At 73.4% G+C, this 20112-nt stretch carries 18 protein-coding genes; 11 read left to right on the forward strand and 7 right to left on the reverse strand.

Features of this window, described 5'->3' with window-relative positions:
• Position 1: 1 nt before the first annotated feature.
• The gene (mtrA, locus tag BJ984_RS17535) at positions 2 to 679 is read right to left on the reverse strand and encodes an MtrAB system response regulator MtrA (protein WP_179549103.1); all 678 of its coding nucleotides are present in this window, start codon (positions 677 to 679) and stop codon (positions 2 to 4) included.
• A 155-nt stretch (positions 680 to 834) separates the two neighbouring features.
• Here mtrA and BJ984_RS17540 point away from each other — a divergent pair, with 155 nt between their 5' ends.
• Genes BJ984_RS17540 through BJ984_RS17560 form a run of 5 tightly spaced genes read left to right on the forward strand, consistent with a single transcriptional unit; the run spans position 835 to position 6552 of the window.
• Positions 835 to 2208, forward strand: a complete 1374-nt coding sequence (locus BJ984_RS17540) for a DUF7847 domain-containing protein (protein ID WP_179549104.1) — start codon at positions 835 to 837, stop codon at positions 2206 to 2208.
• Complete coding sequence (locus BJ984_RS17545) at positions 2205 to 2891, forward strand: DUF4129 domain-containing protein (RefSeq protein WP_179549105.1); 687 nt, start codon at positions 2205 to 2207, stop codon at positions 2889 to 2891. The genes BJ984_RS17540 and BJ984_RS17545 overlap by 4 nt, the downstream gene beginning before the upstream one ends.
• Entirely contained in the window at positions 2888 to 4183 is a 1296-nt protein-coding gene (locus BJ984_RS17550; RefSeq protein ID WP_179549106.1) for a DUF4350 domain-containing protein, read from the forward strand. Before BJ984_RS17545 ends, BJ984_RS17550 begins: the two co-directional genes overlap by 4 nt.
• Positions 4184 to 4229: 46 nt before the next feature.
• Positions 4230 to 5210 (forward strand): AAA family ATPase, encoded by a 981-nt coding sequence (locus BJ984_RS17555; protein WP_179549107.1) that lies wholly within the window; start codon positions 4230 to 4232, stop codon positions 5208 to 5210.
• Positions 5211 to 5244: 34 nt separating this feature from the next.
• A complete protein-coding gene (locus BJ984_RS17560; RefSeq protein ID WP_179549108.1) occupies positions 5245 to 6552 on the forward strand; it encodes a DUF58 domain-containing protein in 1308 nt (435 codons plus the stop codon).
• Positions 6553 to 6559: 7 nt separating this feature from the next.
• Here BJ984_RS17560 and BJ984_RS17565 read toward each other — a convergent pair whose 3' ends face one another.
• Positions 6560 to 7555: a stage II sporulation protein M gene (locus BJ984_RS17565; RefSeq protein ID WP_179549109.1), complete on the reverse strand. Its 996-nt coding sequence runs from the start codon at positions 7553 to 7555 to the stop codon at positions 6560 to 6562.
• Between the two features lie 17 nt (positions 7556 to 7572).
• Here BJ984_RS17565 and BJ984_RS17570 point away from each other — a divergent pair, with 17 nt between their 5' ends.
• From BJ984_RS17570 to BJ984_RS17585, 4 genes are all read left to right on the forward strand, one after another.
• Positions 7573 to 8427 (forward strand): RDD family protein, encoded by an 855-nt coding sequence (locus BJ984_RS17570; protein WP_179549110.1) that lies wholly within the window; start codon positions 7573 to 7575, stop codon positions 8425 to 8427.
• 76 nt (positions 8428 to 8503) lie between these two features.
• Positions 8504 to 9130, forward strand: coding sequence for a MerR family transcriptional regulator (locus tag BJ984_RS17575; RefSeq protein WP_179549111.1), 627 nt, complete (start codon positions 8504 to 8506; stop codon positions 9128 to 9130).
• Positions 9127 to 10188 (forward strand): hypothetical protein, encoded by a 1062-nt coding sequence (locus BJ984_RS17580; protein WP_246306487.1) that lies wholly within the window; start codon positions 9127 to 9129, stop codon positions 10186 to 10188. The genes BJ984_RS17575 and BJ984_RS17580 overlap by 4 nt, the downstream gene beginning before the upstream one ends.
• On the forward strand, positions 10185 to 10586 hold the full coding sequence (locus tag BJ984_RS17585; RefSeq protein ID WP_179549112.1) for a DUF2834 domain-containing protein: 402 nt from the start codon (positions 10185 to 10187) through the stop codon (positions 10584 to 10586). Before BJ984_RS17580 ends, BJ984_RS17585 begins: the two co-directional genes overlap by 4 nt.
• On the opposite strand, the gene BJ984_RS17590 is transcribed toward BJ984_RS17585, so the two are convergent.
• Positions 10583 to 10789 carry a DUF3499 family protein gene (locus BJ984_RS17590; RefSeq protein WP_173184058.1) on the reverse strand — a complete coding sequence of 69 codons (207 nt, stop codon included), beginning with the start codon at positions 10787 to 10789 and terminating at the stop codon, positions 10583 to 10585. The genes BJ984_RS17585 and BJ984_RS17590 overlap by 4 nt on opposite strands.
• Before the next feature lie 111 nt (positions 10790 to 10900).
• On the opposite strand from BJ984_RS17590, the gene BJ984_RS17595 reads away from it, so the two are divergent.
• Positions 10901 to 11341 carry a metallopeptidase family protein gene (locus BJ984_RS17595; RefSeq protein ID WP_179549113.1) on the forward strand — a complete coding sequence of 147 codons (441 nt, stop codon included), beginning with the start codon at positions 10901 to 10903 and terminating at the stop codon, positions 11339 to 11341.
• A 72-nt stretch (positions 11342 to 11413) separates the two neighbouring features.
• Here BJ984_RS17595 and BJ984_RS17600 read toward each other — a convergent pair whose 3' ends face one another.
• From BJ984_RS17600 to BJ984_RS17610, 3 genes are all read right to left on the reverse strand, one after another.
• Entirely contained in the window at positions 11414 to 13195 is a 1782-nt protein-coding gene (locus tag BJ984_RS17600; protein WP_179549114.1) for a DUF5719 family protein, read from the reverse strand.
• Positions 13185 to 17186, reverse strand: a complete 4002-nt coding sequence (locus BJ984_RS17605; protein WP_179549115.1) for a glycosyltransferase — start codon at positions 17184 to 17186, stop codon at positions 13185 to 13187. Before BJ984_RS17605 ends, BJ984_RS17600 begins: the two co-directional genes overlap by 11 nt.
• A 146-nt stretch (positions 17187 to 17332) precedes the next feature.
• The gene (locus BJ984_RS17610; protein ID WP_173184054.1) at positions 17333 to 17659 is read right to left on the reverse strand and encodes a WhiB family transcriptional regulator; all 327 of its coding nucleotides are present in this window, start codon (positions 17657 to 17659) and stop codon (positions 17333 to 17335) included.
• Between the two features lie 196 nt (positions 17660 to 17855).
• Between BJ984_RS17610 and BJ984_RS17615 the strand changes: the two genes are divergently transcribed.
• Complete coding sequence (locus BJ984_RS17615; RefSeq protein ID WP_179549116.1) at positions 17856 to 18809, forward strand: GlxA family transcriptional regulator; 954 nt, start codon at positions 17856 to 17858, stop codon at positions 18807 to 18809.
• 12 nt (positions 18810 to 18821) lie between these two features.
• Here the strand turns inward: BJ984_RS17615 and manA are convergent, their stop codons facing one another.
• The gene (gene manA / locus BJ984_RS17620; RefSeq protein ID WP_179549117.1) at positions 18822 to 20105 is read right to left on the reverse strand and encodes a mannose-6-phosphate isomerase, class I; all 1284 of its coding nucleotides are present in this window, start codon (positions 20103 to 20105) and stop codon (positions 18822 to 18824) included.
• Between the last annotated feature and the right edge of the window lie 7 nt (positions 20106 to 20112).

The raw sequence follows: 20112 nt of genomic DNA on the forward strand, positions 1-20112 counted from the left end.
ATCAGGACGACCCGGCGCGGTAGCCGACCCCGCGCACGGTCATCACGATCTTGGGGTTGTCGGGGTCTTCCTCGACCTTGGCGCGAAGGCGCTGCACGTGCACGTTCACGAGGCGCGTGTCGGCCTTGTAGTGGTAGCCCCAGACCTGCTCGAGCAGCATCTCGCGGGTGAAGACCTGCTGGGGCTTGGAGGCGAGCGCGAGCAGCAGGTCGAACTCGAGCGGGGTGAGGTTGATGCGGTCGGCGCCGCGCTTGACCTCGTGGCCGGCGACGTCGAGGGTGAGGTCGCCGATCTGCAGGGTCTCGGGCGTCGACTCGGGCGCGGGGCGCAGGCGGGTGCGGATGCGCGCCACCAGCTCCTTGGGATTGAAGGGCTTGACCACGTAGTCGTCGGCCCCCGACTCGAGGCCCTTCACCACGTCAGAGGTGTCGGTGCGGGCGGTCAGCATGATGATCGGGGTGCCGGACTCCGCACGGATGAGGCCGCAGACCTCGATGCCGTCCATGCCCGGGAGCATCAGGTCGAGCAGCACGAGGTCGGGCCTGGCATCGCGGAAGGCGGCGAGCGCCTCCGAGCCGTCGGCGCAGAACACCGGGTCGAAGCCCTCCGCGCGCAGCACGATGCCGATCATCTCCGCAAGGGCCGTGTCGTCGTCGACAACGAGAATGCGAGGGTCCATGGCGACCAGAGTAGCCGAGCAGGGGCGGGGTGAAGCGGATGCGGCGGGCTCCCGGGTGGTTGCCGGGCGAACTCCGAGCGAGTGTGAAAGCATGGGGGCATCAAGTCGGGGCGTCGGCGTGGGGGTCGGGTCGTCACAGAGGTCGAGGAGTGCCGATGAGCGATGGAGGCAGCTGGGCCGCGCCCGGCGCTGAGCCCGACCGAGGGCCCGGCGAGGAGCACGGCGAGCGGCCGGATGCGCGGGCCGACCAGTCCTCGACGCCTTCGCCCGTGGCGCCGGCACCCGCTCCGCCGTCGCCCGTGCCGCCGATGCCGCAGTACGGGCAGTACGCCCCGCCGCCGCAGCAGCCCGCCCCGCAGTACGGGCAGTACGCGCCGCCACAGCCCGCTCAGCAGCAGCCCGCATGGCAGCAGCAGCCGCCCGCCTGGCAGTACGCCACCCCGCCCACCGGCTACGCGGCCGCGCCGCAGTGGGCCCCGCCGCCCAAGCCCGGCCTCATCCCGCTGCGGCCGCTCGGCTTCGGCACCCTGCTCGGGGCGCCGTTCCAGGTGATCCGCCGCAACCCGAAGGCCACCTTCGGCTCCGGCCTGCTGGTGCAGCTCGTGATCGTGCTGGTCACCGGCGTCTTCGTGGGCGTCGCCGTGTTCTGGGCGATCTCCCGCTCGGTCTCGGCCGAGGGCCAGGCCGACGCCGACGCGGTCGCGGCCGGCAGCGTCGGTATCGTGCTCGTGTCGCTCGTGGTGCCGCTCGCGCTCTCGCTGTTCGCCTCGGCCCTGCTGCAGGCGGTGCTCGTGATCGAGGTCGCCCGCGCCACCCTGGGCGAGAAGCGGCGGCTGGGTGAGCTCTGGAAGGCCGCGTTCAAGCGCACCCTCCCGCTGGCCGGCTGGTTCGCGATCACCGCAGCGGCCGTGATCGTGGTGATCGCGATCCTCGTCGGCATCGTGCTGCTCGCGAACCTCGTCGGCGGCACCGGCGGGCTCGTGGTCGGCATCGTCGTGACGGTGCTGCTCAGCCTCGCCCTGGTGGTGCTCGGTGCCTGGCTCTCCACGAAGCTCGCCCTCGTGCCGAGCGTGATCGTGCTCGAGCGTGTCGGCGTCGTGCGCGCCGTGCGCCGCTCGTGGAGCCTGACCAACGGCAACTTCTGGCGCACCCTCGGTGTGATCTGGCTGGTCTCGGTCATCCTCTCGGTCGCGAGCCAGATCATCCAGACGCCGTTCTCCTTCCTCCTGCCCGTCGTCATGACGGTGATCGACCCGAACAACACCGGCTCGGGGATCGCGGCCGGCATCGCGCTGTACGTGCTCTTCCTCGCCCTCACCCTGCTGCTCGGCGCCGTCACCTCGGTGGTGCAGGCGGCCACCGTCGCCGTCGTCTACCTCGACCTGCGGATGCGCAAGGAGGGCCTCGACATCGAGCTGCAGCGCTTCGTCGAGTCCCGCCAGGACGGCCTCGACTCCTGGCCGGATCCGTACAGCACCGGCCCGTACGCCACCGGCACCGGCCCCCTCCCCGCCGAGCGCCGCGCATGATCGCCGCCCTCGCCGCCGCCCTGCCTGCCGCCACAGCCGACGTGCCGGTGGAGCCCGGGGCCGACGAGGCGCGCGAGTGGATGATCGGCGAGCTCAGCAAGGCCCCGTACCAGGCCGCCCAGCCGACCTGGTTCGACCTCCTCTCGCAGGCGGTCGGCGACTGGTTCGCGTCGCTCCGGGTGCCCGACGGCTCGGGATTCGGCGGGCTCATCCCGCTGATCGGCGTCGTGATCGTCGTCGTCGTGCTCGTCGTCGTCTTCCTCGTCTACGGCCGCCCGCGGCTGAACCGCCGCAGCCGCGCCGAGATCGGCGGCCTGTTCGGCACCGACGACACCCGCTCGGCCGCCGAGCTCCGCGCCTCCGCCGCCCGCGCGGCCGCCACCGGCGACTTCACGGTGGCCGTCGAGGAGGCCTTCCGCGGACTCGCGCGCGGTCTCACCGAGCGCACCATCGTGACGACCTCCCCCGGCACGACCGCCCAGGACTTCTCGCGCCGCGCCGCCACCGCCTTCCCCGCCGCGGGCGGCGAGCTCGCCGATGGCGCCGCGCTCTTCGACGGCGTGCGCTACCTCGACCGCCCGGCCGACCGGGCCGGCTACGACCGCATCGTCGCCCTCGATCGCAAGCTGCAGACCGAGCGCCCCGCGGCGCTGGAGGCCGTGCCTGCCGAGCTGGTGCGATGAGCGTCGCCCCGCCTCCGGCGCCTGCCCGTGCATCCGCCGACGCCGCCCCCGGCACCGGCTCGGAGCCCGCCGACGCCCGCACCGACGCCGTCAGCGAGACCCCGCGGCTGCGCACCACCCTGCGCCGCCGGCTGTTCTGGATCGCCGCGATCGTGCTCGCCGTCCTCGGCGCCCTGTTCACCGTCTTCTCCAGCGCCTCGGGCATCCCCGACGGCGAGCGCTTCTCGATCGGCAACGCCGGTGCGAGCGGCAGCCGCGCGGTCGCCGAGGTGCTCCGCCAGCAGGGCGTCGACGTGGTCGAGGCCACCACCCTCGACGAGGCGCGGGCAGCGGTCGACGCAGACGGCGGCCGGGCGGGGATCCTCTTCTCCGACGCCTCGGGCTACCTCGACGCCGACGGCCGCGACGCCGTGCGGGGCATCGCCGAGGGCGGCGCCGACCTCGTGCTGGTGGAGCCGGGCTCCGACGAGCTCGAGTCGATGACCGACGGCATCGCCAACGCGGGGGCCGCCGAGGACGACGCCTCGGTGGCGGCCGGATGCACGCTGCCGGCCGCCGAGCGCGCCGGAACGATCTCCCAGCCCTCGTGGGCCTACCGCCTGCTCGACGCGGGCGAGGCCGGAGCCGCCGCAGCCGGCACGGACACCCTCACCTGCTTCCCCGCCGGAGGCGACTCCTTCGCCGTGCTGCAGCAGCCGGCCGGCGACGGAACGGTGACCGTGCTCGGGGCCGGCGACGCCCTGACCAACGGATCCGTCGCCCTGCAGGGGAACGCGGCGCTCGTGCTCGGCCTCCTGGGCACCCACGAGACCCTGGTCTGGTACCAGCCCGGTTACGAGGACTTCGACGGGGCGACGCCGACGCTCGGCGAGCTGACCCCGGGCTGGGTCACCCCGGTCATCCTGGTGCTGCTGCTCACCTCGGTCGCGGCCGGGATCTGGCGCGGCCGACGGTTCGGCCCCGTCGTGGTCGAGAACCTGCCCGTCACCGTGCGCGCCTCCGAGACGATGGAGGGCCGCGCCCGGCTCTACGCCCGGCAGTCGGCGCACGGCCGGGCACTCGACGCCCTGCGCATCGGCACGATCGCGCGGCTCACCGTGGCGCTGAACCTGCCGCGCTACGCCCCGGTGGTGGAGGTCAGCCGCTCGGTGGCGAACAGCACCGGCCGCCGCGTCGACGAGGTGCACGACATCCTCGTCGGCGCCGTGCCCCGCTCCGAGCGCGAGCTGATCGAGTACTCCGACCGCCTGCTCGTGCTCGAGCAGCAGGTCGCCGCGAACAGGCCGCGATGACCGCGGCGACAGAACCGACGTCCAGCGAAGCAGTGAGGAACCACGGATGACAGACCAGTACACCGCCACCCCGAGCGACGACGAGCTGCGGCGCACCCTCGCGCAGGTGCGCGCCGAGGTCGGCAAGGCCGTCGTCGGCCAGGACGGCGCGGTCACGGGCATGATCATCGCCCTGCTCGCCCGCGGCCACGTGCTGCTGGAGGGCGTGCCCGGCGTCGCCAAGACCCTGCTCGTGCGCTCGGTCAGCCACGCGCTCAGCCTCGACACCAAGCGCGTGCAGTTCACGCCCGACCTGATGCCCGGCGACGTCACCGGGTCGCTGATCTACGACGCCAAGGCCGGCGAGTTCTCGTTCCGCGAGGGGCCGGTGTTCACGAACATCCTGCTCGCCGACGAGATCAACCGCACCCCTCCCAAGACGCAGTCCTCCCTGCTGGAGGCCATGGAGGAGCGCCAGGTCAGTGCCGACGGCGTGACCCGCGCCCTGCCCGACCCGTTCCTGGTCGCGGCCACCCAGAACCCGATCGAGTACGAGGGCACCTACACGCTGCCCGAGGCGCAGCTCGACCGCTTCCTGCTGAAGCTCGTGCTCGACCTGCCCGAGCGCGCCGTCGAGGTCGACGTGCTGACCCGGCACGCGGGCGGCTTCAACCCGCGCGACCTCACCGCGGCGGGCGTGACCCCGGTGCTCGGCGCCGCGGAGCTGACCCAGGCCCAGCGCGCGGTGGCCCGCGTGCAGGCCTCCCCCGACGTGCTCGGCTACATCGTCGACCTCGCCCGTGCCACGCGGCAGAGCCCGTCGGTGAAACTCGGCGTCTCGCCCCGAGGCTCGACCGCCCTGCTGGCCGCCAGCAAGGCCTGGGCCTGGCTGAACGGTTCGACGGGCATCACGCCCGACCACGTGCAGGCGATGGTGCTGCCGGTGCTCCGGCACCGCATCCAACTGCGGCCCGAGGCCGAGCTCGAGGGCGTGTCGGTCGACGCGATCCTGCGTTCGATCCTCACCCAGGTGCGGGTGCCGATCTGATGACGCTCCCCGTGACGCCCCCGGCGGGCCGCGCATGACGGTCACCGGGCGCCTGGTCGCCCTGGTGGCCCTCGGCGTCGTGCCGGTGGTGCTGATCGGCGAGTTCTACGACCGCGCCCTCGAGGCCCTGCTCGTCTGGATCGCGCTCGTCGTCGCACTCGTCGTGGTCGACCTGGCGGCGGCCGCCTCCCCGCGGCGGCTGCGCGTCGAGCGCACGCTGCCCGCCCGGGTGCGCCTCGGCGAGACCACCGAGAGCACCCTCGTGCTCACCAACACCGGTCGACGGATGCTGCGGGCCGTCGTCCGCGACGCCTGGCAACCCTCGGCGGGCCCGAGCACCGCGCGCCAGCCGGTCGCGATCCCCGCCGGCGAGCGGCGCGCCCTGACGCTGGCGCTGACCCCGTTCCGGCGCGGGGAGCGGCGCACCGAACGCATCACCGTGCGCAGCACCGGACCGCTCGGCCTGGCCGCCCGACAGGCGACCCTGACGGCGCCCGGGCGCATCCGGGTGCTGCCCCCGTTCAACGCGCGCAAGCACCTGCCCTCGCGACTCGCCCGGCTGCGCGAGCTCGACGGGCGGGCGAGCGTCATGATCCGCGGCCAGGGCACCGAGTTCGACAGCCTGCGCGAGTACGTGCGGGGCGACGACGTGCGCTCGATCGACTGGCGTGCGACCGCCCGGCACAGCGACGTGATGGTGCGCACCTGGCGGCCCGAGCGCGACCGCCGTGTCGTGATCGTGATCGACACCGGCCGCACCCAGGCGGCGCGCATCGACGACGAGCCGCGCATCGACACCGCGTTCGAGAGCGCCCTGCTGCTCGCGGCGCTCGCCACCCGCGCGGGTGACCGGGTCGACGTCATCCTCTACGACCGCCGGCTGCGCGGCCGGGTGCACGGCGCCTCGGGCCCCGAGCTGCTCTCGCGCATGGTCGACGTGATGGCGCCGATCGACCCAGACCTGATCGAGATGGACTGGACCGCGGTGCCCGGCCTCGTGCGCCAGGTCACCACCCAGCGCTCGCTGGTCGTGCTGGCCACGGCCATCGACGCCCCCGGGATCTCGCGCGAGCTGATGGCGATCGTGCCGCAGCTCACCCGTGACCACACCGTCGTCGTCAGCTCCGTCAGCGACCCCGACGTGCTCGCGGGGGTGCACCGGCGCGGCGACCGCGAGGAGGTCTACCGGGCCGCAGCGGCCGAGCGGGCGCTCCTCGACGCGGCGCGGGTGACCACCGTGCTGAAGCGCTACGGTGCCGATGTGATCACCGGCTCGCCCGCCGAACTGCCGCCGGCCCTCGCCGACCGCTACATCGCGCTGAAGGCGGCCGGGCGGCTCTGAGCCCCGCTCAGCCCGCGACGAGCTGCGTGGCCCCGGCCTCGAACTCCTCGAGGTCGCCCGTCTGGCCGGCCCGCGCGGCGCGGCCGCCGATCACGACCAAGTAGAACAGGAACGCCAGGAGCGCCACCGCGCCGATGCCGATCTTCAGCCACCACGGCCACGGCGCCGGCGTCACGAAACCCTCGATCACGCCCGAGACGAACAGGACGAAGACCAGCCCGATGGCCACGGTGAACAGGGAGCGGCCGTTCTCGGCGAGCGAGCGCCCGCGGGTCTTCGCGCCCGGTGCGATCCAGGCCCAGAAGATGCGCAGGCCGGCCGCGGCGGCCACGAAGATGGCCGTCAGCTCCAGCAGGCCGTGCGGCATGATGTAGAGGAAGAAGATGTCGCCGTGGCCGTACTCGAACATCACGGCGGCGTTCACGCCGAGGTTCTGGGCGTTGCTGATGATGATCGCCGGCACGTAGAACCCCAGGATGCCGAAGGCGATGCACTGGGCCGCGATCCAGGCGTTGTTCGTCCAGACGAGGCCGGTGAACGAGGCCGCGGGGTTCTCGGAGTAGTAGTCGACGAAGTCCTCCTCCGCCAGCTTCTTCAGCGTCGCGTCGTCGCCGAGGGCCGCGAGCACCGCGGGGTTCTGCGAGATCCAGATCGCGTAGAGCCCCGCGATCACGACCGTGGCGACGGCGACCGCCAGCGTCAGCCAGCGCAGGCGGTAGAGGGCTGCCGGCAGCTGCACCGCGAAGAATAGCGGCAGCCGACGGAAGAGGTTCGAACCGGCGCCGGTGAACCGCAGCCGGGCGCGCGAGAGCGACACCGAGAGCCGGTCGCCCTGCGCGGTGGATCCGGCCACGGTCTTGATCGCCGAGAGCTGCGTGGAGCCCGACTGGTAGCGCTCGATCAGCTCGTCGGCCTCGCGCCCCGAGAACGTGCGGCGTCGCCCGAGTTCATCGAGACGAGTCCACTCGTCTCGATGGGCTTCGGAGTACGCATCGAGATCCATCTGATTAGATGATATTCATGTCGCAGCCGTCCGTGGTGGGAACCAGTGCGGCCGTCGCCGACGACGAGCTCCTCACCGGCGAGGCCGTCGCCCTCGACGTGCGTCCCGCCGGCTTCCTGCTGCGCAGCGCGAGCGGCGCGATCGACTTCCTCGCCTACGTGCTGCCCCTGATCGGCGCCCTCTGGTTCTTCTCCGCGGTGGTCGCCTCGGGCGCCGCGTTCGACCCGGCGCTCACCCAGGCCCTCTCGATCGCGCTGCTGATCGGTTTCCTCGTGATCGCGCCGATCGTCGTCGAGTTCGCCTCGGGCGGCCGTTCGCTCGGCCGCCTGGCCATCGGCGCCCGCATCGTGCGCGACGACGGCGGGGCGATCGCTCTGCGGCACAGCATCATCCGCGGACTGCTCGGCTTCGTCGAGATCTTCATGACCCTCGGCGGTCTCGCCTTCATCACCTCGCTGCTGAACTCCCGCTCGAAGCGGCTCGGCGACCTGCTCGCCGGCACCTACAGCCAGCACGAGCGCGTTCCGGCGCCGCGGCCCTTCGCGGTCGGGGTGCCGCCCGAACTCGCGTTCTGGGCGCAGACCGCCGACGTGGCGAAGCTGCCCGACCGGCTGTCCCGGCGCCTCGTGGCGTTCCTCACGCAGGCCGAGCGGATGGCCCCGGCCACGCGCGCCCGCCTCGCGCACGAGCTCGCCGCCGAGACGTCGCCGTTCGTGTCGCCGCTGCCGAACGTGCATCCGGAGACCTTCCTCGTCGGGGTGGCCGCCCTCCGCCGCGACCGGGAGTACCGGGCGCTGATGATCGAGCGCGATCGCCTCGCCCGGGTCGACCCGGTGCTGAAGGGCCTGCCGAACGGCTTCCCCGACCGCTGACCGGCTCGGACGGTCTCACCTGTCGTCCTCGGATTCTCACTGGTAGCGTCACTACCGATAGTGCTACTATCGGTTCATGCTCATCTCCGCCCTCGCCGATCTGTCGGGCACCCCCGCCGCCACCATCAAGTACTACGTGCGGGAGGGGCTGCTGCCCGCCGGAGCCCGGGAGGGCGGCAACCGCACCAGCTACGACGACACGCACCTGCACCGGCTGAGGCTCATCCGGGCCCTGCTCGAGGTGGGCAAGCTGTCGATCGGCTCGGTGTCGGCGGTGCTCGAGGCGCTCGACGACGGGGAGCGGCCGATCGCCGAGACGTTCGAGACGGCGCAGAACGCGCTGTCGCGCGACGCGGTGCCCGGCGTGTCCGAGCCCGGTGCCGAGAGCTTCGAGCGCGCCGACGGCGTGATCGAGCGGGCGGGGTGGGCGCACTGCGGCGACAACGTGGGGCGGCGGATCGTGGCTCAGACGATCGACGCGTTCGCGAAGGCGGGGCATCCGCTCACCGACGACTACCTCGACCGCTACGCCGAGGCCGCCGCGACGGTCGCCTCGGCCGACCTCGACGCGGTGGGCGCGATCGCCGACCGGGCCGACCGCACCGAGCTCATGGTCGTCGGCACCGTGCTCGGCGACACCCTCTCCCTCGGCCTCCGGCGCATCGCCCAGGCCCACCGCACCGCCGAAAGGAACCTCCGATGACGATTCGCCGCCCCGCCCTGCTGAGGGCGTTCGAGTGGCACCGGCCGCTGATGGCCGTCGCCGCCCTGATGGTGCTCTGCTCCGTCGTCTGCCTGGTGGGAGCCGCCGTCGACCCTCGGCAGGTGACGGGGGCCGAGGTCTGGCTGAAGCCGCTGAAGTTCTCGCTGTCGATCCTCGTCTACGGCGTGACCTGGGCGTGGCTGATCGCCCATCTGCCCCGGTTCCGGCGCCTGGCGCACATCGCGGGCACGGTGATCGCGGTCGCCCTGGCCGTGGAGCAGGTGGCCATCGTGGGGGCCGCCGCCGCGGGCGTCACGAGCCATTTCAACGTCTCGACCGGATTCTCGGCGGCGGTCTGGGGCGTCATGGCCCTCTCGATCACCGTGCTCTACCTCGCGACCTTCGTGACGACGGTTCTGCTGTTCTGGTTCCGGCTGTCGACGCGATCGCTGACCGTCGCCGTGCGGGCCGGAGCCGCGCTCGCGCTGGTGGGGATGGGGCTGGCGTTCCTCATGACGGGGCCGACCGCCGCTCAGCTGGACGACTGGCAGGGCATCGCCGGGGCGCACACCGTGGGTCTCGCCGACGGTGGGCCGGGGCTGCCGGTGCTCGGCTGGAGCACGGTGGCGGGCGATCTGCGCATCCCGCACTTCGTGGGCATGCACGCGCTGCAGCTGATCCCGCTCATCGCGATCGGGCTCGACCTGCTCGGGCGACGCGTGCGGCGACTGGCCGACGACCGGGTGCGCACGCGGCTCGTGGTCGTCGCGGTGACGGGGTACGCGGCGGGGCTCGGGGTGCTCACGGCGCAGGCGCTCGCGGGGCAGTCGATCGTGCAGCCGTCGGGGGCGGTGCTCGTCGCGGGGTGGGCTGTCGTCGCCGCGGTGGTGGTGGCAACGGCGACGGTGCTGGTGACGGCTCCGCGCGTGACTGCTCCGCGGGGCGGGCTCTCGGGCGGGGTGACGCCATCTCCGCCGTCGACGACGGCGACGACGCCACCGCTGCCCTCGGGCGCAGTTACGGCCGAGCCCGTCGCGAGCGGCGAGGTGCGGGCATGAGCGCCGGAGCGGGGGCACCCGGGCGCGTGCGCGGGCGCTGGAGCGCCACGGCGGTCGCCTACCTCGTGCTCGCGGGCGCCGGGCTCGTCGGCACCTGGACGTTGAACGTGATCGCCATCGTCGAGAAGCGCGACTTCCTCGGCGAGTGGTTCGGCAGCGGTCCGTCGGTCGGCTCCCTCGGGGTCGATCTCGCGGTGGTGGCGGTGGCCGCGATCGTGTTCATGCTCGTCGAGGGCCGGCGGCTCGGGATGCGCGGCCTCGCGATCTACGTGCTGCTGGTGCCGTTCGTGGCCCTGGCGTTCGCGTTGCCGCTCTTCCTCTCGGCGCGCGAACGGCAGCTGGCCGGGGAGCGCACGGAACGTGCATCCGGAACCCGGCCCGGCCCCGGCGTGGTCTAGTTCTCGATGTAGACGTGCCGCATGACCTGCCAGCCCTGCGGAGCCGAGAAGCGGTCGATGTGGCGGGCGCAGAGGTCGTAGCTGTGCGGCTCGGCGACGGGGCTGAGCGGGCCGACGACGATCAGTGAATCGGCGTAGTCGTAGGTGAGCGTCGTGGTGGCCTCACCACGGCACGAGGGCCGAGAGCATTCCCTGTTCGTCATCGATCCCACCCTAACCGCGGCCTCCGACACCGGGCCGCAGCGGCGCACCGTGTCGCGGCGGAGCTGTCCGCGGGCCGACGGCGCCGGCGGGCGCGGCTCTAGACTGAGACCATGGCACGTTCCCGCAGGTCCCCGCGATCGGCGGCGGTGCTGGCGCGCAGCCGCAGCCGGCACGGGCGGGAGCTGCGCTCCTCTGTGGCGGGGCCGCACCTGCCGTTCCTCCGCACGCGCATCGACCTGTTCGACCAGACCGTCGCGTCGACCGCCGAGTACCTCAAGAGCCTCTGGCCGGCCGAGCTCGAGGGCGTCGCCTTCGAGGTGGCCACCATGCCGTTCGGCAGCTTCGGCTCCCCCGATCACGTCGACCGCTGGGCGGTCACGAAGACCCGGGTGATCATGTTCCGGCTGCCCATCGAGCGGATGTCGCGGCTGCACGAGGACGACGAGACGCACCGGCGGCTCGCGATCGAGTCGTGCGTCTTCCGCGCCGTCGCCGAGCTGCTCGGCAAGGACCCGTGGGACCTGGCGCCGGAGCGGTTCCGGCACTTCTGAGCCTCGGGGCCCCCTGGCGGGCTGGTGCTGTCGGGCATCCGTCGACCGGCGCAGCCTGACGAGACGCCTCGCCTACGGGTAGACCGTGATCGGCGTCGCCTCGGGCCCCGGCCGGGCGATCGAGTACGACGAGAGCACGCCGTCGCCGAAGTAGCTCACGGTCGCGCCGACGGGCACCGACGAGGTGACGAGGTACGAGCCGGGCTCGAGCGACAGCGAGCGCGCGCCGGGAACGAAGGTGCCGGTCGACTCGGCGCCGTCGGTCTTCGCGAACACCACGTCGGCGTCGCCCTCGCTCTCGTTCACCAGGTGCAGCCGGGCGCCCGGGGCGTCGGCGATGGTGACGAAGAACGGCGAGTCGAGCTGCTCGACGGGCTGGTACCAGGCGAAGTCGGTCTTCCCGTTGACGATCGTCGAGGTGCGGGCACCGGCGACCACGGGCTGGTCGGAGTCGATGGTCACCGAGTAGAGGCCGTCGGGGATGTCCTGCAGCGGGAACTCGGTCACCACGCCCGGCGTCAGGCCGACCTGGTACTCGGTCTCGGTGCCGCCCGTGCGCTCCTCGGATACGCGGATCGTGACGGAGGCGGGGTCGGTGCCGGGCACGAGCATCCGCAGCACGCTCTGCAGGTCGGCCGTCTCGGGGCTGCCCACCTGCTCGGCGATCGACGAGGTGCCCGAGACGCGGATGCCCGCGACGACCTGCTCGGTCGACGCCGCCGCCGTGGCACCCGCCAGTTCGACGCCGCCGGGCGCGAGCCCCCGCACGACGCTCTGCTGCAGCGCGGCCGTCACCGCACCCACCTCGGCGGTGACGTGCAGCACGGGCGAGGCGAGGTCGGGCGCGAGGCCCGCCAGCGACAGGATGCGCGTCGAGCGCGCGGGCACGTCGATGTTCGAGGCGCCGGGCGCGTCGATCGAACCCTGCTCGCCGTAGAGCGCCAGGTCGACCACAGCGGGCACGTCGCCCGGATTGCCCAGCACCACGAAACTGGTGCGGCCCACCGTCGTGGAGCCGGCCACGAGCCAGCTGTCGGCGCTCGCCTCGCCGCAGGCGGCGGTGGCGAGACCGACGAGGTCGCCCTCGGCGACGTTCTGGGACTGGGCAGCGGCGAACAGGGTGTCGCCGGCGGCGGCCTCGTCGGCCGGGAGCGCGATGCGCAGCGGGGCCGAGTCGCCCGTCGAGGTGCGGTCGTCGGGTGAGAGCAGGGCGCTGACGTCGATCGCCGCGTCGGGCGTCGAGGCGGCCTCGCTCGTCTGGGCGGTGCCGACGCCGGAGATGGCGGTGGCGTCCTGGCCGGACTCGTCGGAGAGGCGCACGAGGGGGCCGGGGCAGGCCCGCACCTCCTCGGCGGGGGCGGGGTCGACGGTCTCGGACGCGGGCGCGGCGGTCACCGTGGGCAGCGGCAGCACGAAGGCGGCGCCGACGACGGCGGCGCCGAGGGCGACGACGACCACGCCGGTCGCGACGCGGGCGCCGGTGGCGACGGCGCGGCGGGAGCCGGAGGCGGGGCGCTTGGCCGGCTTGGCCGGGCGGCGCGTGCGCCGCGGGCGGGCGGCGCGCTTCGCGGCGGCGCCGCTGTCGGCGCCCGCGTCGGCGGCTGCTGCGGCGGCGGCGCCGGCAGCAGTGGTTGCGCCGGCGTCCGTCGAGGTGGCCGGGGTGGCAGCGGGATCCGTCACGTCGTTCGCGCCGGTGGACGCGGCGGAGTCGGTGGACTCCGTGGACTCAGTGGACTCCGTCGCTCCAGCTCCGGCCGGAGCGGCAGCCGGGGTCGTGTTCGCGGGCTCGGCGGGGGCGGCGGTCGCGTCGGTGTTCTCGGGTTCGCCGTTCGTGGGGCGGGACTCATCGGCCATCGGTGGATCCCTCCTCGTGGTGCTCGTGGTGCTCGTGGTGCTCGTGGTTCACGTGGGCGTCGTCGTCCTGGCTGGCGGCGTCATGGTTGGCGGCGTCATGGTTGGCGGCGTCGCGGTCGGTCGCGTCGCGGACGGTCAGCACGGTCTCGTCGTCGGGGTCGTAGTCGGCGTAGTCCGGGCCGGGCAGCGGATCCGCCGCCGGAGCGGAGTAGCCGGGCTCGAACCGTGACAGCGGACGCGCCTCGTCACCCGGGACCGCCTCGTCACCCGGGAGGGGATCGACCGGACCGGTCGGCTGGGTGGCGGCATGGTCGAACGCCGACACGGGGGCGGGCAGCGTCTCGGCGGCGGACCCCTCGTCCTCGCGGCCGTCGCCGTCGCGGCCGTCCGGAGTGGAGCCATCCGACGGGATGACGGGCGTCGGAGCGGTGTCGGCGGTAGCCGCCTCCACCTGCTCGCTCACGCTGGGCCGCGGCGCGACGGCCGCTTCGACGGGGGCGTCGTGGGTGGACTCCCCCGAGCCCGCGTGGTCGTCGGCGGCGGGAGCCTCCGGGCGGTGGCCCGCGAACTCGGCGGTGGAGTTCTGCTCGGCGACCGGCATCGTGGGCCGGGAGGTGCCCGCCCACCAGGGGGCGTCGGCATCGGGGTCGGGGGCCGCAACGGGGGCGGGAGCATCCGGAGCAGCGGGCTGCTCGTCGACGTAATGCGCCGCGTAGACGCCGGCCGGGGTCGTGACGCTGCTCGCGGCGCGCTCACCTGTCGAAGCCGCACCGGTCGCCTCGGTCTCGCCGCGCTCGTCACCGTCGGCGACGCGCGGCTGGGCGGGGTCGGCGGTGCGGTCGGCGACGAGGGCCGCGGCGGCTGCGCCGGCCAGGGCCGCGGCCGAGACCGTGGTGGCCGCGGGACCGCCGGCACCGATGCCCGGGGCCACTGCCGGGCCCGCGCTCTCGAGCGAGGACGGCGCGGCCGGCGCAGCGGAGGGCTCGGCGGAGGGCTCGGCGGAAGGCGCCGCAGAGGGGGTCGCGGGCCGCACGGCCGGGGCGGCCTCGGGACCAGCGGGCGTGTCGAGCGCCTCGGGCTCCTCGCCGACGGGGACGCGGTCGGCGACGTCGGTGAGCTTCTCCTCGGCGATCTCCTCCTCGACCGAGTCGGCCGCGCCGACGTGGGCCGTGGTGCTGACCGCGCGGTTGCCCTGCACCTGCAGGCGACCCGCCGGCAGGGCCAACAGGAGCGCGATGCCGAACACGAAGGCCTGGATCACGAGCACCAGCACGCCGAGCGGCGTCCCGGTGTTGGTGGGCGACGGCTCGGGCAGGCTCGCGAGGGTGCCGTCGTCGGCGACCTGCCAGAGCGAGCCGGCGAAGGTGTCGCCGATGAAGGTGAACTGCGCGTTGCTGTTGAGGGCGTTGGCGGTGCGCGCGGCGATGTCGTCGGCGGCCGCGCCCCGCTCGTCGGCCGGAGCCGGCGTCAGCAGCACGAACTCGATGCCGAGCGCGGTGAGCCGGCTCGAGACCTCTGCACCGCTGATCGACGCCGCGTTCCCGACGATCGACGCGAGCTCGGAGCCGTCGGCGCCCACTGCACCGGCGAACGCCGCCGTCGACGCGAGCGTGGACTGCTGGTCGAGCGTCGGCCCGGCCCCGTGCACGACGGACGCCCCGATCCCGCCGTCGCCCTGCGGCGCGAGCAGCAGCGTGCCCACGCGGGGGGTGTTGGAGGCCTCGGCCGTGACGTAAGCCGGCAGCTGCCGGGCCGATCCGGCGGTGACCTCGGAGGTGCCGAGCAGCACCCCGAGCGCCGACGGCAGCACGATCACGGCGACCGCCGCCGTGGCGACCACGGCCGGCAGCGCCACGAGACGCGGAAGCGAGGAGAGCCCGAGCACGGCGGCGCCGATCAGCCCGAGCCAGGCGAGGCTGAGCCCCGAGCCCGGCCAGATCGTGACCGCCTGCGACCCGGTGGTGGCGAGCGCGAGCTGCTGCGAGCCCACCGCGGTGGCGAAGCCGAGCAGGGCGATCACGACGGCGACCACCGCGCGGTACGAGCCCGGCAGGAACAGGGCGGCCAGGGCGATCAGCGCGAGCGGCACCACGAGGATGCCGAGCACCAGCAGCACGACCCCGGCGTCGATGCCGACGCCGGCGGCCAGCGACTCCCAGCCGCCGAGCCCCGTGCGGGGCAGCCCGAGCAGCAGCTCGATCACCGGCACGGTCGGCCGCCACACGGGCAGCCCGGGGTCGGCGAGGAGGGCGAGCGGGGTGCCGCGCTGGAACTGGTCCCAGATCAGCGGTGCGAAGAGCGCGAGGGCCGGCACGGGGATGCCGATCAGCCGCATCACGTCGCGTCGGCTCGCGATCGTGGCGATCAGCCAGACCACGATGAGCGCCGGCCAGAGCGAGGGGGCCGTGGCCAGCACGGCGGCGAACAGGATCGACGCGATCGCCGACGCCGACCACGACTTCGGTGCCGCGAGCAGCGCGAGCATCAGCCACGGCAGCAGCAGGTGGGCGAGCACCGGGCCGACCATGCCGGCGTCGAGTGCGCCGACGAACGGCGGGGCGAGCACCCAGAGCACCGCGGCTGCGCTGCGCAGCACGGGACGGTCGGTGAGACGGGCGGCGCAGAACCAGGCGGCGAGCGCCGCGAGCGGCAGCGCGACGAGGTAGAGCCCGACGATCGCCAGCGACGGCGACCAGAACGCGATGCTGCCGAGCACGGCCAGCACGGCGGCGAACGGGTCGGCCGCGCCCGCGAAGCCGAGGCCGATGTCGCGGAAGCCGGTGCCGATCTGCGCCCAGAGCCCGCCGACGGTGGTCTCGAGGGGCAGTGCGCCGCCGCCGGTGATCGCCGCCGCGCCGAACACGGGGAGGAACACGACGAAGCCGATCAGGGCGACGACCAGCACGGTCGCCACTCCCCCGCTGGAGATGAACTGGATCCGGTCGCGCTCGCCCCGCAGGTAGGTCAGGGCGATCTCGCGCTGCAGGGAGGCGCGGCGCCGCATCTCGTCGCCGGGCATCCGGAGCGGGGCGATCGCCCGCCAGCCGACCTTCTTCGACGCCTTCAGCCGTCGGCGAGCCGCGCCGATGTGCGAGCCGAAGGCGGTCTTGAAGGCCGCGGCGAACTCGCCGCCGATGGCGCCGGGCTGCTTGCGCACGAGCTGGAAGAGCGAGCGCGCGACGGCGAGCGGAACCAGTGAGAGCCAGTGGAAGACGACGGCGAACGGGGGTGCGTAGACCAGGCGGCGGTGCAGCTGGGCGGCGCGGCGGGCGGTCTGGCGCTTGCGCCGGGCCGAGCCCTTGATCGAGCGGCCGGGGCCGGAGAGCCCGTCGCCATCGGTGGATACGCGCGCGGCGGGCACGGCGAGCACGCGGTGACCGGCCAGGCGGGTGCGGATGCCGAAGTCGAGCGCGTTGTCGGCCGTCGGCAGGGCGGGGTCGAAGCCGCCGACCTCGTTCCAGACGGTGTGGCGCACGAGCAGGCCGGCGGCGCCCATGGCGAGCACGTCGCTCATGCGGTCGTGCTGGGCCTGGTCGAGCTCGGTCTCGACGAGCGGCACGCTGGCGCCGAGGCGGGTCACGGTCTCGCCGAACTCGCTGATGTAGTCGGGGTCGTCCCACTCCATCTGCTTCGGGCCGGCGGCCGCCACCGAGGGGTTGACCTCCACGGCGGCGAGCAGGGCGGCGAGAGCGTCGGGCTCGGGGGCGGTGTCGTGGGCGAGCAGCCAGAGCCACTCGTTCTCGTCGTCGGGCGGGGGCGCGACGCCCAGGGCGTGCGAGATCGCGGTGCCGAAGTTCAGCCGGCTGGAGGCCTGGATGAAGCGGGTCGGATGCGCGGCCGCCAGCAGCGCGGAGGTGGCGTCGGTCGAGGCGCAGTCCACGACCACGAGCGCATCGGGGGCTCGGGTCTGGGCCGCGATGGCCTCGAGGGTTCGCGGGAGGTAGTCGGCTCCGTTGGAGGAGACGAGGACGGCAGTGACTCGGGCGTGCATATCGTGACGACTCTAAGTGGCCCTCGACGCCTTGCCCGCCGACCTCCGCGGCGTGCCGCTTCTTATGAATCCCGTGTGAAGCGGGGGATGGACGTGCGCCGCAGAGGCGGCGGCGCACCGGGCGGGCGCAGCCCGATCGCAGATGGCTATACCGCGCGCTTGCGGAGCTTGCGGCGCTCGCGCTCGCTGAGGCCGCCCCAGATGCCGAAGCGCTCGTCGTTCTGCAGTGCGTAGTCGAGGCACTGGGCCTTCACCTCGCACGAGGTGCAGATGCGCTTGGCATCACGGGTCGATCCGCCCTTCTCGGGGAAGAACGCCTCGGGGTCGGTCTGCGCGCAGAGCGAGTCGGCCTGCCAGGCGAGAGGGTTCTCCTCTTCGTCGACGCGGGGCTTGCGCACACCGGGAACGCCGAGGCTGACCGGGTCGACGAACCAGTCATCCGGTACGCCTGAGCGATACTCTGACATGGCCATATCACGCTCCACCCTCTGAACCAGCTTGCGACTTGCCGAAAACCCCGATGCCTAATTACACCCGTGTAGTTCGCTCACGTCAAGTCGCAGATGGTAAACCCTCAACCACGCCTTAAGTGTTGCGACACGGCGCGTGTCGTGGCAGGTCCTGCGCTCGAACTGGACATTTATCGGGTGCCATCGATATCCTGCCAGCATGCTTCAGAAGGTCGCCCTCCTCGCCATCCCCGGCGTCGCCCCGTTCGAGTTCGGTGTCGTCTGCGAAGCCTTCGGCATCGACCGCACCGACCACGGCGGCCCGAAGTTCGACTTCACGATCGTGACGGCCGAACCGGGCCCCGTGCGCACCAGCCTCGGCTACGAGATGATGATCGCCGACGGCCTCGACAAGGCGGCCGACGCCGACCTGATCGCGGTGCCGGCGCACGAGATCGACGCCGACGTGCATCCGGACGTCGTGCGCCTTCTGCAGGAGGCCGCTGCGCGCGGCGCGTGGATCCTCAGCATCTGCAGCGGCGCGTTCACGCTCGCGAAGGCCGGGCTGCTCTCGGGCCGACGCGCGACGACGCACTGGATGCACGCCGACCGCCTCGCCCGCGACTTCCCCGACATCGACGTCGACCCCGACGTGCTCTTCGTGGAGGACGGGAACATCATCACCGGCGCCGGCACCGCCTCGGGCATCGACGCCTGCCTGCACCTCATCCGCATCGAGCTCGGGGCCTCGGCCGCGAATGTCGTCGCCCGGCGCATGGTGGTGCCGCCGCAGCGCTCGGGCGGACAGTCGCAGTACATCGCGACGCCCATCCCCGAGTGCCGCAGCGACTCCTTCGCCGAGGTCACGGCGTGGATGCTCGAGAACCTCGATCAGGAGCTCACCGTCGACGAGCTCGCGCGCAAGGCGCTGATGTCACCGCGCACCTTCGCCCGCCGCTTCAAGGCCGACACGGGAGCGACGCCTGGCGCGTGGCTGAACCGCCAGCGCCTCCTGCGCGCGCAGCAGCTGCTCGAGGAGAGCTCGCTCGCACTCGACACGGTCGCGGCCGAGAGCGGCTTCGGAACGGCCGCGGTGATGCGCCATCACTTCTCGAAGACGCTCAGCACCACCCCGGCGGCCTACCGCCGCGCGTTCTGCCGCGTCCCGGCCTGACCCCGGCCCGCCCTACGGCAGCTCGGCCGCCGGCGCGCCCGGCGCCGCCACGAACGCCGTTCCCGACCCGCCGAACGCCAGCGACCCCTCGTCGGGCGTCGCGAAGAACGCCTCGCCGCGCGAGACCCGGTGCGTGCCCGATGCCCCGGTCACGGTGACGGCCCCCGCGATGCAGATGCCGATGGCCGCCCCGAGCGGCGTGAAGCCGACCGTCGGCGCCGCGAACGGCCGGTCGATTCCGACCTCCACCTGCGCCAGCACGAAGTCGGGCACGCCGGGCGTGAACACCGACAGTCCCGGCACCGGCTGCGTGGGCACGAGGTAGGGCACCGGCAGTGCGTCGAAGTCGAGCACCTCGAGCAGCTCGGCCACGTCGACGTGCTTGGGCGTCAGCCCGCCGCGCAGCACGTTGTCGCTGGCGGCCATGAGTTCGACTCCGAGCCCCGAGAGGTAGGCGTGGATGTTGCCGGCCGGCAGGTACAGCGCCTGCCCCTTGGCGAGCGTCACCCGGTTCAGCAGCAGCGAGATGACGATGCCGGGGTCGCCCGGGTACTCCTCGTTCAGCCGCACGACGGTCTCGAGCGACGGCGTGTACGGGTCGGTGAGGTGCGCGTGGGCCGGGTGCAGCGCCTTCTCGGCGGTGCGCACGAGGTGCCCCACGAGCGCCGGCACCTCCTCGGCCCCGCTCAGGAGGTACGACACGACCGAGCGCAGGATGTCGGCGTCGCTCTCGAACGCCGTCGGCGAGTCTTCGAGCAGATGCACGATGGGGCCGTAGAGCTCCCATCGGGGGGCGGTCTGCGAGCCGTCGATCATGACCAGCAGGTCGACGATCTGGCGCACCTCGACGAGGGCGCGGAAGCCGCAGAGCGCCTCGTACCGCTCGCTCAGCGCGACGACGAGCTCGGGCTTGTGCAGCGCATCCTTGTAGTTGCGCTTCGGGTCGTCGAGCGGCACACCGGCGGCGTTCTCACGCTCGAAGCCCTCGCGGGCGCGCTCGAGCGTCGGGTGCGCCTGCAGCGACAGCGGGGCGGCGGCCGCCAGGATCTTCAGCAGGTACGGCAGCGTTCCGCGCCGCCCCACGATGCGCGTGGGGTCGCTCGCGATCCACGACTCCAGATCGGTGTGTCCACCGGTCAGCGACGGGTCGAGGATGCGCGCCGGGCTCCCGGGGTGCGCCCCGAGCCAGAGCTCGGCCTGCGGCTCCCCGGTCTCCTCCGTGCCGAGCAGGCGCGGGATCGCGGTCTCGGACCCCCAGGCGTAGTCGCGCGGCGTGTTGGTGATGGGTACGAACATCTTCCCT

It is taken from the genome of Herbiconiux flava (assembly GCF_013409865.1).
In the GTDB taxonomy this organism is placed as follows: Bacteria; Actinomycetota; Actinomycetes; order Actinomycetales; family Microbacteriaceae; genus Herbiconiux; species Herbiconiux flava.